The 12,221-nt window shown below is 73.3% G+C and carries 5 protein-coding genes; 2 read left to right on the top strand and 3 right to left on the bottom strand.

The annotated features are described in order from the left end of the window. Positions 1-14 precede the first annotated feature (14 nt). Positions 15-1,214, bottom strand: a complete 1,200-nt coding sequence (locus tag B7P34_RS01255) for a Cmx/CmrA family chloramphenicol efflux MFS transporter (RefSeq protein WP_106673853.1) — start codon at positions 1,212-1,214, stop codon at positions 15-17. 147 nt (positions 1,215-1,361) lie between these two features. Then, positions 1,362-1,907, bottom strand: a complete 546-nt coding sequence (locus B7P34_RS01250) for a TetR/AcrR family transcriptional regulator (RefSeq protein WP_106673852.1) — start codon at positions 1,905-1,907, stop codon at positions 1,362-1,364. Positions 1,908-2,031: 124 nt separating this feature from the next. Here B7P34_RS01250 and B7P34_RS01245 point away from each other — a divergent pair, with 124 nt between their 5' ends. After that, complete coding sequence (locus B7P34_RS01245) at positions 2,032-2,400, top strand: hypothetical protein (RefSeq protein ID WP_106673851.1); 369 nt, start codon at positions 2,032-2,034, stop codon at positions 2,398-2,400. Positions 2,401-2,797: 397 nt separating this feature from the next. After that, the gene (locus B7P34_RS39235; RefSeq protein ID WP_189382323.1) at positions 2,798-10,480 is read left to right on the top strand and encodes a type I polyketide synthase; all 7,683 of its coding nucleotides are present in this window, start codon (positions 2,798-2,800) and stop codon (positions 10,478-10,480) included. A 21-nt stretch (positions 10,481-10,501) separates the two neighbouring features. Here B7P34_RS39235 and B7P34_RS01235 read toward each other — a convergent pair whose 3' ends face one another. Then, the gene (locus B7P34_RS01235) at positions 10,502-12,211 is read right to left on the bottom strand and encodes a CocE/NonD family hydrolase (RefSeq protein WP_189382321.1); all 1,710 of its coding nucleotides are present in this window, start codon (positions 12,209-12,211) and stop codon (positions 10,502-10,504) included. Between the last annotated feature and the right edge of the window lie 10 nt (positions 12,212-12,221).

The following is a 12,221-nucleotide window of genomic DNA, read 5'->3' as shown; positions in this document are numbered from 1 at the left end:
TCAGGGTGCGGCGGTCAGACCACGGCACGGGTACGAGGCTCAAGGGACCCGGTGGATGCGGAAGCGTTCCGCCGCATGCGTACGGCTCCGAGGACGCCCGCGAATCCGGCGGCGGCGAGGCCGGCACCGACCCAGGCGACGGAGGTGAACCCGAGGCCGGCGTCGATCGCGAGGCCGCCGAGGAGCGGAGCCAAGGTGTTGCCGACGTTGAAGGCGGCGGTGTTGGTCGCGCCGACGAGGGTGGGGGCGTCGGGCGCGAGCGCGAAGACCCGCGACTGCAGCGCCGGGTTGGTGACGTACCCGGCGGTGCCGAGCAGGAAGACCAGAGCGGTGACGGCGATCGCGCTGTGCGCGGCCAGGGCGAGGAGCACGGAGACCGCAGCGAGCACACCGAGCCCCCAGCCGAGGGTCGCGAGCGGGTGGGCGTGCGCGGTGCGCCCGCCGATGACGAGACCGAGCAGACCGCCGGCGCCGAACAGCGCCAGCAGCGCGGGCACCCACTGCTCACCGATGCCGGTGACGTCGGTCAGCAACGGCGCGAGATAGCTGAAGGTCACGATGACCGCGCCGAAGGTGAAGGCGGTGATGGCGTACGAGAGCCAGAGCTGCGGCCGGGCCATGCCGCGCAGCTCCGCCCGCACCGAGCGGGGCGCGTCACCGGATGTGCCGTGATCGGCCCGGACGGCGACGAGAGTGCAGACAAGGCTGGCCACGGTCGCCGCGGCCACGGCCCAGAAGGCGGCGCGCCAACTGGCGTGCTGGCTCAGGAAGGTGCCCGCGGGGACGCCGACGATGGTGGCGAGGGTGAGGCCACCGGCGACGACGGCGACGGCCCGGCTCTTGGCGCTCTCGGGCACGAGCGTGACGGCGGTGGCGACGGCGACGCCCCAGAACCCGGCGTAGGCAAGGGCGCTGACGATGCGGGTCACGAAGAGGAAGCCGTAACCGGGAGCGAGCGCGCCCGCGATGTGCGTGGCCACGAACACGGCCTGAAGCCGGACGAGGGCAGTACGGCGGGGAAGATTGAGGGTGGCGACGGCGAGCAGGGGTGCGCCGACGACCATGCCGATGGCGAAGGCCGAGATGAGCAGCCCGGCTTGAGGAATCGAAACCCCGAGGTCAGCGGCCATGCCGGGGAGCAGCCCGGAGAGCATGAACTCGGAGGTGCCTTGAGTGAAGATGCCAAGCTCCAGGACGTAGACGGCGATCGGCATGACTCCCCCTTCCATTTTGGATCGAACGCTTCAAAATGAAGGCGGCGATGACGACCGCCCTCGAGGAAGGGACGTTAGCATGTTTTGAATCGATCGCTTCAAAACCGGTCGGAAGAATCCAGCCTCAGCCGGTAACACCGCACGAACTCAGCCGGCCAGATGATCAAGTTGGCGCGCCAGCAGCTCCACCGTCTCCGTTGCCGCGACCCGGTCGCCGTCGATACCCAGCTGCAACAGCACGCCGTCCAGGGCTGCGGATGCGAGGCGGGCGGCGCCCGGGGCGGCGACGGGAGACATGCCGGCGCCGACGAGCCACTGCTCCGCTGTGCGGAGGTAGGACGACGTGGCCGGCACCAACCGTTCGCGCCACAGCTCGTCCGTTTCGGCCAGCGAGGCCGCTTCCAGATACAGCCGCACGGCCACACGGGCCCCTGGTTCCGCGAGGGCATGCCACAGTACGCGTACCAGATCGGACGGCTTGGCGACCTGACGTCCCCGCCACATGACGGCAAGGTCTGCGAATGCCCGGTCCAGCAGTGCCACCACCAGCCCCTCGCGGCTGCCGAAGTGGTACACGAGCATCCGGTCACTGGTGCCCAAGGCGGCGGCGAGGGGTCGCAGGGTGAGCGTTGCGAGGCCGTGCTCCCCCACGTAGTTCATGGCCGCGTTCAGCAACTCCTCACGACGGGACATGTGCTCTCCTCGGGTTCCATGTAGAGTATGTAGCGATCGCTACATACTAGGTGAACGGCGGTGCGGTTCGATGGGGAAACGACGGCTGCTGGCGCACGTGTGGCCTGAGACAGCAGGGGCTTTCGTGATCTGGGTGGCAGCCTCGGCGGGGGTCACGGCCCTGGCACCCGCCCTCGCGGACGCTCCGACCACACTGGCCTCAGCGGCGGTCGCGACCGCCTTCACGAGCATCGGCGTTCTGACCGGCCGGCTGCTCCCGGCCGGACGCGGGATACGGCTCGGCATCGCCGTCGTGATCGTCGGGCAACTCCTCGACGTCGCCCTCGTCCTGGCCGCCGACGGACTCTACCCACGGACCGACGAGGGCGGCAGCGGGCGCATCCTGCTGCTCTTGCTGGCCGGATACGCCGGGTTCCTGCTGGGCGCACTCGCGGGCGACCGCTCCTTGACGGCAGACACGGCTGCGTCGCCACCCGGAGAAACCACCCCCTGAAACCCTCTTGGGCTCCTCCTCCCCCTCCGGGCAGTCGGCGCGGCGCGGGGCGTTGTCCAGTGTGCCCACGCGCCGGCCGGCCAGCGTGCGCATCGGCGAGAGCACTTGCAACCACGTCGGCTGTGCAGGGCCGGGGCCACCGACCGCTGAGTCCACTCGGCTTCACGAGGCGGCGACGGGCGGCCCCGAGCAGTCATCCCTGGCCTCCGTCACCGCCGGCCGGCCGTCCCGTTCCTTCGTCCCTTCGGGTGGCGATGGGAAGGCACCGGACGCCGCGCACTCCCACTGAGGACTTCCGGCGGGGCGGGAGTGCCACGATGGGCGGTCGTCAAGAGGAGTTGCCGTGAGTGACCGTCGCGCCGTGCCTTCCGTGCCTTCCCCGCCGTCCGTACCATCCGTGCCTTCCGACGCGATCGCCGTCGTGGGTGTCTCCTGCCGGCTGCCGGGCGGGATTCGCGATCTGGGCGGATTGTGGGATGCGCTGGCCGGCGGGCGGGATCTGGTGACGGCCGCGCCGCCTGACGGCCGGTTCGACGTGGGGCGGTTTCTCGACCCGGATCCGGCGTTCCCGGGGAAGAGTTACACCTTCGCCGGCGGATATCTCGACAACGTGACGGATTTCGACGCGGAGTACTTCGGGATCTCGCCGCGTGAGGCGCAGCGCATGGATCCGCAGCAGCGGTTGCTGCTGGAGATGACGGCCGAGGCGTTCGATGACGCGGGCATCGATCCGGCGGGCCTGGCGGGTTCCGACACCGCGGTCTTCGTCGGGGTGGCCGACACCTCGTACGGGGTGCTGCAGATGCTCCGGTCCGAGGACATCGATCCGCACACGATGACGGGCGGGGCGGCCTCGATCGCCGCGAACCGGTTGTCGTACGCCTTCGACCTGCGTGGGCCGAGCATGGCGGTGGACACCGCGTGCTCGTCGTCGCTGGTAGCGGTGCACCAGGCGTGCGAGGGGCTGCGGGCGGGGCGCAGCCGGGTGGCGGTGGCGGGCGGGGTCAGTCTGCTGATCAGCCCGCATGCCTATGTGGGGTTCTCCCGCGCGAGCATGCTCTCGCCGCGCGGGCGCTGCGCGGCCTTCTCCGCCGCGGCGGACGGGTACGTACGCTCCGAGGGCGGTGGCGTCGTCCTGCTCAAGCGGCTGTCGGACGCACTGGCCGACGGGGACCGTGTGCAGGCCGTCATCGCGGCGAGCGGCACGAACACCGACGGGCGGACGCCGCATCTGCCGGTGCCGAGTGCGGAAATGCAGCGGCGGTTGCTGACGGACGTGCATGCTCGGGCCGGTGCAGGCGCGGACGACCTGGTGTATTTCGAGGCGCACGGTACGGGGACCCCGGTCGGTGATCCGCTGGAGTGCCTGGCCGTCGGGCAGGCCGTGGCGGCGCGGCGCAGCAGCGGTCCGCTTCCGATCGGGTCGGTGAAGTCCAATCTCGGGCATTCCGAGCCTGCTTCCGGCATGGCCGGCTTGTTCAAGGCCATGCTCGTTCTGCGGCACGGGCTGATTCCCGCCACCTTGCACAGCGTTCCGCTCAATCCGGCGATCGATTTCCGGGGGCTGAATCTCGAACCGGTCGGTGCGATGCGCCCGGTGGCCCGTCGCGAAGGTCTCGGCGGGGTTCTCGGCGGCGGGGGGTTCGTGGGGGTGAACAGCTTCGGGTTCGGCGGTGCCAACGCGCATGTGGTGCTCGCCGGGGCTCCCGCGCCGATTCCGCCAGCCTCGACAGCCCCGCCGGTTCCGCCAGTTCCACCGGGCCATGTCCGGCACGGCCTGCTGCCGCTCGTGATCAGCGCGCGCAGCCGCGAGGCGCTGGCGGAGACCGCCCGCGTCATGGCGGAGCGGCTCGCCGCCGTCGCCTCGGAGGATTTCTACGACCTGTGCTGGACGGCCTGCAGGCGGCGAGCGCAGCACCCGTACCGTCTCGCTGTCCTGGCCGCTACGCCGGAGGACGCGGCCCGGCAGCTGAGGGAGGCGGCGCAGGACGAAGGGGAGCTGCGTGCGCCGGAAGGGGCGGTGGCCGGCGGGCGCGTCGCCTTCGTGTTCTCCGGCAACGGGAGCCAGTGGCCCGGTATGGCCGCCGATCTGATGGCCGGGGAGCCGGTGTTCCGGGCGGCCGTCGAGGAAGCGGACGCCCATCTCGCGCCGCGGCTGGGCTGGTCGGTGGCCGGGCTGCTCGCGGCCGGGGCGCAGGGGGCCGGGCTCGTCTCGCGGATGGCGGACACCCGTTACGCCCAGCCCGCGCTCTTCGCCGTCCAGAGCGGGCTGGTGGCTCTGCTGGCTCATTACGGGGTGCGTCCGCAGGCCGTCGTGGGGCACAGCGTGGGTGAGGTGGCCGCCGCGTACGTCTGCGGGGCGCTGGATCTGCCCGCCGCGGCGAGGATCGTCGCCGAGCGGAGCCTGGCCCAGGCCGCCACGGCCGGGAAGGGCCGGATGGCCGTCGCGGCCCTGACGCCGCGGGAGGCGGAGAAGGAGATCGCCTCGTACGCGGGGCTGCTGGAGATCGGTGCCGTCAACAGTGGCCGGGACGTGACGGTCTCCGGGGACCACCGGTCGCTGCGTGAGCTGGGTGAGCGCCTGGCCGGCCGGGGGGTTCCCTTCCGCGTGCTGGACGTGGACCATGCCTTCCACAGTTCGGCCATGGACGGAATCGAGGAGCCGCTGCGTGACGCGCTGGCGGGACTGTCGTCGGCCGGGCCCCGGGTGCCCATGTACTCCACCGTCACCGCCCGGCGCGTGCGGCGCGGGCAGCTCGGCGCCGGGTACTGGTGGGACAACGTGCGCCGCCCCGTACGGTTCGACGAGGCTGTACGCCGGATGGCCGAGGACGGCGGCGGGCTCGGCGCTGTCGTCGAGATCGGGCCGCAGCCGAGCCTGCGCGGGCCGCTGAGCCGGATCGCCGCAGAGTACGGGGGAAGGGCCTTCCCGGTCGTGCCGACGCTCGGCCGGGAGTGCGGGGGCGTCGCCGCGGTGCGCCGGGCCGCGGCCCGGCTGGCCGCCGCCGACGTGGGCACGGACTGGGACCGGTGGTTCCCCCGGCCCGGACGCGTCGTGGACCTGCCGGCCTACGCCTGGCAGCGGAAGCGGCACTGGTTCGGCACGCCGGAGCACTGGATCCGTACCAGCGGTGACGGCATCGTCGTCCATCCGCTCCTGGGCGAGCGGGCTCCGGTACTCGAACCCACCTGGCACACTACGCTCGAAAGGACCCGCTGCCCCTGGCTGGCCGGCCATCGCGTGGGCGGTGCCGCGGTCATGCCCGCCACCGCGTATCTGGAGATGGCGCTGGCGGCCGGCCGCGAGGTCTTCGGCGACGCCGTCGAGCTCGACTGCGTGGACATCAGCCGGATGCTGCCCCTGGACTGGGACGCGAAGGGCATCCGGCTGCAGACCTCCCTTTCGGACGAGGACGGCGTCTTCCGGGTGGCAAGCCGGGCCGGGGACACCGACGGCTGGCGGCTGCACGCCCGCGGCCGTGCCCGCCGGCTCGCCGGGGCCGCCCCGCCCGGCCTGGATGCCGCGCGGGCGCGCGAGCGTACGACCCGGGCGGTGACCGGGTCCGAGCACTACGCGGCGGCGGAGCGGCGAGGGCTGGCCTACGGGCCGGCGTTCCGGGTGCTGCGTGACCTCCGGGTGGGTGACGGCGAGGTCCTGGCCGCCTACCGCCACGAGGAACCGGACGAGGGATACGACGCACGCGGCGGGTACGGGGGTTACGTCGTCCACCCCGCGCTCCTCGACGGAGCCTTGCAGGCCGGGATCCTCCTCCTGCCCGGGACCACGGACACTTATCTGCCGGCGGCCGTCGGCCGGCTGCGGATGTGGCGCACGCCGGACCCCGCCGGCCTGGTGCATGTCCGCGAGCGTTCCAGGACGCCGCACGAGGTCGTGTGCGACATCACGGTCACGGACGCCGGGGGCCGGGTGTCGGCCGAGCTGGAAGGCTGCCGCCTGCACCGGTCGGCCCTTCATGACGACCTTCCGCAGGAGTACGCCACGGTGATGCGGGCGGCGACCCTGCCGGGGCGGCGCACGCCACCCGCCTCGGCGCCCCCTCCCCCTCCCCCTCCGCCTCCCCCGGCGGTCCTCGCCGCGGCCCGTCCGGAGATCGGCACGGTCCTCGAGTCCTGGGACGGCGGGCAGCACGCGCGGTGCATGGACGCGCTCGCCCGTGCCGCGGCGCACGGCGCCGCGGAGGCCTTCGCCGCGATCCTGCCGGAGCGGGCGCCCGTCGCCTTCGGCTTCGACGACCTGGCCGCCGCCGGCGTCCTGCCCGGCTACCGCTCCTACGTGGGCATGCTGGCGCGCATGGCGCAGCGGTACGGGCTGCTGGAGGAGTCCGAGAGCCGGGAGTCCGGCCGCCGGGGCTGGGCCTTGCGGCGCCCGGGGGACTTCAAGGGCGCCCTGCGGGAGGTGCTGCGGGAGCACCCCGCGTACCCGGCCACGGCGGCTCTCCACGGCCGGGGCGGGCTGCATCTCGCCGATGTCCTGACAGGCCGCCGCGATCCCGCGGAGCTGCTGTTCCAGGACAGCGGCCCGCCGCTGATGCGGCAGTTGCGTGACACGGAACCGGCGTGCGCGGTGCAGTACCGGATCGCTGCGGCCGTGGTGAGGGCGTTCGTCCGGACGGCGCCCGGGGATGGTCCGCTGCGGGTGCTGGAAGTGGGAGCCGGGGGCGGCGGACTGACCGCCCGGCTGCTGCCGCTGTTTCCACCGGAGCGTACGGAGTACGTGTATGCGGACGTTTCAAGGGCGCACTTCTCCATGGCACAAGAGCGCTTCGCCGCGTACGACTTCGTCGACTACCGCACCTTCGACCTGGACCCGGACCCGGGCCACGACCACGACCACGACCACAACGGGAGCGGGAACGGGAACGACCCCGCCGGGTACGCGCAGGTGATGCCGGCCGAGAGCTTCGACCTGATCGTCGCCGGGCACTCCCTCCACGCGGCGCGCGACGTGGCCGCCGGAGTGCGGCGACTGGCGCGGCTCCTCGCTCCCGGCGGGAGCCTGCTGGCCGTGGAGGCCCACGACCCGGAGGCCTTCGCGCTGGGCGCCGCGATGCTGCCGGGCTTCTGGCGCACCGAGGGCACCGGTCCGCAGTCCGGCTCCGTGCTGGTGTCTCGCGCCCAGTGGTCGGCCGTGTTCGAGGAGAACGGGTTCGGCGCGCCGGCACAGGCCGTACCGGCGCGCGGCCCGGCAGGCGACGACTTCTCCGTCTTCCTGGCCCGCCGGGACGCCGCCCTGCCACGCGAAAACACCCACCGGGATGCCTCCCTGCCGCTCGAAAACAGCAGTGCGCCGACAGGACGTCAGGACCAGGAGAACCGGGAGAACCCGTCCGCCGACTGGCTCGTGATCACCGAGGACGGCTCCGAACCGGACCTGATCACCTCCCTGGCCGGACGACTGACCGGCGATCCCGGGTCCGTACGCACCGTCACCGCCGGAGAAGTGCGCGAGGTCCTGCACGACATCGGGCCCACGGGAGTCCGCGCCGTGCTCGTCCTGAGCGAGGAGCAGGACCGGGCCGTGCCCGAGGACCCCGGCGCCGCGGTCGATCTCGCGGTGCGCAGGGTCGCCACCCTGCGGGAGCTGGCGCGCGCCTGCTCCGGGCACGGCCGAAGCGCGCTGCGGCAGTTGACGCTCGTCACTCACCCCACCGGTGCCCTCCCGTCCCCGGAGCGCGCCGCGTGCCCCGGCCAGGCGGCTGCGTGGGGCGCCGCGCGGACCCTCGCCAACGAGGTGACGCACGTGTCCGTGCGGCGCGTTTCTCTGGAGCGCGGTGCGCAGCCGGAGCAGGACGCCTGCAGGCTGGCCGAGGAGTTGCTCGCGGAGGCGCCCGGCGAGGACGAGGTCGCCCTCACTCGTGGCGGTCGCTTCGTCCCCCGGGTGGTGCGGGCGAGCGCGCCCGTCGTTCCGTCCTCGGCCCGTACGGGTTCGAGTTACCGCCTGTCGGTGGAGGGCCTCGGTCTGGGCTACCGGTTGCGGTGGGACGAGGCTCCCGTGCCCCGGCCGGACACGGGTGAGGTCGTTGTCGGCGTCCGGGCCGCGGCGCTGAACTACCGGGACGTGATGGTCGTCACCGGTCTGCTGCCCGCGGTCGCCGAGGACGGCGTCGCCTCCGAGCGTCTGCTGGGCCTGGAATGCGCGGGAGTGGTCACCGCGGTGGGCCCGGGTGTGCGGGGTCTCTCGGTGGGAGACCGGGTCTTCGGGACGGCGGCGGGAGCCTTCGCCGGGCACGTCCGCGCCCGCGCCTCGATGGTGCGGCGGATCCCCGGGAGGCTGGCCTTCACCGAAGCCGTCACCCTGCCGACGGTCTTCCTCACCGTCCAGCACAGTCTCGAACACCTGGCCCGGCTTCACCGCGGTGAGGTCCTGCTGGTGCACGGCGGGGCGGGAGGGGTGGGGCTGGCCGCGCTGCAATACGCCCGGCGCGTCGGGGCGCGGGTCGTCGCCACGGCCGGTTCCCCCGCCAAGAGGGACCTGCTGCGCGTGCTCGGCGTCGACCACGTCCTGGATTCGCGCGGTGCGGACTTCGCGGACCGGGTCCGGCAGCTGACGGGCGGGCACGGGGCGGACGTCGTCCTCAACTCCCTCAGCGGCCAGGGCATGGCCCGCGGCATGGAGGTCCTCGCCGGGGGCGGGAGGTTCGTCGAGCTGGGCAAGCAGGACGTGTACGCCAACCGCCGTGCCCTGCTCCGTCCGCTCGCCGGCAACACCTCCTTCTTCGTCGTGGATGTCGCGCAGATGACGGCGTCGGGCTCCGGGGCGGCCTCGGCCGCGTTCGGGACGGTGGCGCGGCGGGCGGAGCGCGGCGAGTACCGGCCGCTGCCGCACCACGTCTTCCCCGCTCACCGCATCGACGAGGCCTTCCGTCTGATGCAGCACTCGCGGCACATCGGCAAGGTCGTGGTCTCCTTCGGGGAACCCGTCCCGGTGCGGCCCGCCTGCGAGCAGCAGCGCATGGACCCCGAGGGGACCTACCTCGTCACCGGCGGCCTGAGCGGGCTGGGGGCCTCCACCGCGCTGTGGCTGGCCGAACGCGGTGCCCGGTACCTGGCGCTGACGGGCCGCCGGGGCGGCGCGACGCCGGGGGCCGCCGCGCTCCTGGCGCGCCTCGCCGCGCGGGGGGTGAGCGCGGACGCGTACGGCGTCGATGTGACCGACGCCGGCGCGATGGAGGTGCTCGTCCGGGACCTCGACGCGGGCGGCCGCCCTCTGCGCGGGGTGGTGCACGCGGCGATGCACCTGGAGGACGACAAGCTGACCGGGCTCGACGACGAGCGCATCCGTGCGGTCCTGGCTCCGAAGCTGGGCGGCGCCCTGGTCCTGGACCGTCTCACCCGGGGGCGCGGCGCCGGATTCCTCGCCTACTCGTCCATGAACGTCTGGGCGGGCAGCATCCAGCAGGCCGGCTACTCGGCCGGGAACCTCTTCGTCGAGGCGCTGGCCCGCGTCCGGCTCCGGGCCGGTGAGCCCGCCCGTGCGGTGGCGTGGGGCGCCATCGGCGATACGGGGTATGCCGCCCGTCACGGGCTCAACGCGGCGCTCGCGAAGGCCGGTCTGCGTCCGGTCGCGCCCGGGGAGGCGTGCGCGGCGCTCGACACGTTCCACTCGTGGGGGACGGAGGTGGCCGGTTTCGGGCGGTGCGACTGGGCCCGCATGGCGATGATCATGCCGTCGCTGACCGCTCCGCGCTTCCGGCAGGTGATGCCACCGGGTACGGACTCGGATCACCGGTCGGACGAGCTCCTGGTGCAGCTCGCTGCCACCCGCCCCGAGGAGGCGGCCGACCGTCTGGAGCAGGCCGTCGCCACGGTGACGGCCGGCATCCTGCACCTGCCGGTGGAGAGCCTCGACCGGGCCAGGCCTCTCCAGGAGTACGGCCTGGACTCGCTGATGAACATGGAATTGCTGGCCAAGCTGCGCGGGCGGTTCCCGTGCGAGCTGGCCGCGATGGACCTGCTGCACAGCGACGGGTCGATCCGGAGCATCGGTACGACCCTGCTGCGCCGGTTGGCGGAGGCGCCCGAGGACCGGGCGCTTCCCGTGCCCCGGCCCCGGGGCTGACGCGCACGAGGCCGGGGCCGCTCACCACGTCCCGGGTTCCGGCCGGAAGAAGTCCGGCGCCCACTCCCCCGGTTCGGTCTCCTCTTCGTCCTCGTCCTCGCCCGGGATGCCGGGGCGGGGCGGGATCCCCTCGGCGGGGAGGGGGCTGACGGGGAGGTGGATCACGGAGTGCCGGGTCGCGTCGTGGAAGATCTCCTGTTCGGCCGCCAGCAGGATCCCGCTGGTGTCCAGCAGTGCGGCGCTTCCGGTGTGCCGTGCGACGCGGGGGTGACCGCCGCTGCAGAGGTGGACCCGCAGGCGGTGCCCGGCGGGGAAGCGGTGTGCCGTCGGCCAGAGGTCGACGGTCTCCTTCGTGACCCCGTCAGCGTCGCGGGGGCCGCTGGTGCCGGGTGAGACGCGGCGGATGCCTTCGCACACGTTCATGGAGGTGCCGTCGGGATGGACGTCGCAGATCCGTACGCCGCAGTCGGTGTGGGTCCGGGAGGAGCGCAGGTGAATGTCGGCCGTGACCGGTCCGATGAGTTCCATGGGGGCGGGCAGCGGGTCGCTGGTGTAGGTGAGGACGTCGGAGCGCTTCTCCAGCGGCCTGCAGTCCTCGGGCCGGGAGTCCCCGAAGATGACCGGTCCGCGCGGGACGGGCGTGGGATCGGCGGGGTCGTAGCGGTAGCGGCGCGGGGTGCCGTGTGCGGGCGGTGCGGGGCGCAGGCCTCCGTCGGCGTGCAGGTACCACGGCCGGGCCGACGTCCCGGGGGGTGGCCAGTCGGGGTACTCGCGCCACTCCTTGGCTCCGGTGACGTGGATCCGTACGGGCTGCCCGCGCAGGGGCGGGGCGCCGGTGAGGTGGGAGCGGAAGAATTCCGCGGCCTCGCGCAGGGCCACGGGGAGCAGGCGCCGGTCGCAGTGGTACCAGGGGCCGATGGTGAGGCGGGGGCGGTGGCCGGCGGCGCGCAGGGCTTGGTAGTCGCGGAGCTGGCCGGGGAGGAAGACGTCGTGCCAGCCGGCCAGGAAGTGGACGGGCAGGGTGGTGCGGCGGAGGTGGTGTCCGGCGTCGAGCTGGGTGCGCAGGGGGCTGCCGGGTTCGCCGTTCGCGAGGAGTTCCTGGAAGAAGGGCATGGGCATGCCGCTGACCACGGTGTCGAGTTCGTGGACGGGGCGCCCGGAGTCCAGGGCGCGCCGGACGCGGCGGGGCAGCGTGAGGATGCGGGCGCGGTCCCGGCTGGCGCACCAGTAGAGGCTCGACTCCAGGGCGAAGGCTCCTCCGGGGTAGACGGCGTCGGCGAGGGAGGAGGCGGAGATCTGCACGGACATGGCCTTGCACTCGGGCACGTCGTGGGCCAGGGCCCATTGCACGTAGCCGGTGGCGCTGGCTCCGTACATGACGAAGGTGCCGTCGAACCATGGCTGCTCGCGCAGCCAGGCGACCGTGGACAGCCCGTCCTCCCGTTCGCTGTCGGGGTCCTGGACGGAGTAGCCGTGGGCGACGTCGCGGGTCTCCTGGACGATGACGTGGAAGCCGCGGCGGGCGAAGTACTGGCCGTAGATCAGGCCCATGGGGATGCGTCCGACGGGTGAGCGGACGAGGACGGTCGGGCCCGGGCCGTTCCTGGAGGGGTGGTAGTGGTCGGTGGGGAGGACGGTGCCGTCGGCCATGGGCACGGGGATGCCCCGGCTGCCGCCGGTGTCACCGCCCCGGCCGGCGGCGGGGGCGGTGCGGCGTCTGGTGAAGGACATGGCGGGGACC

Origin of the sequence: Streptosporangium nondiastaticum (assembly GCF_003011965.1) — a bacterium.
Lineage (GTDB): Bacteria > Actinomycetota > Actinomycetes > Streptomycetales > Streptomycetaceae > Streptomyces > Streptomyces nondiastaticus.
The sequence above is the reverse complement of the archived record's forward strand: the minus strand, read 5'-3'. Positions and strand labels throughout refer to the sequence as shown.

What these genes read in the sequence shown, in the direction of transcription:
- B7P34_RS01255 (WP_106673853.1), bottom strand. Translation starts at nt 1,214, where the DNA reads ATGCCGATCGCCGTCTACGTCCTGGAGCTTGGCATCTTCACTCAAGGC.
- B7P34_RS01250 (WP_106673852.1), bottom strand. Translation starts at nt 1,907, where the DNA reads ATGTCCCGTCGTGAGGAGTTGCTGAACGCGGCCATGAACTACGTGGGG.
- B7P34_RS01235 (WP_189382321.1), bottom strand. Translation starts at nt 12,211, where the DNA reads ATGTCCTTCACCAGACGCCGCACCGCCCCCGCCGCCGGCCGGGGCGGT.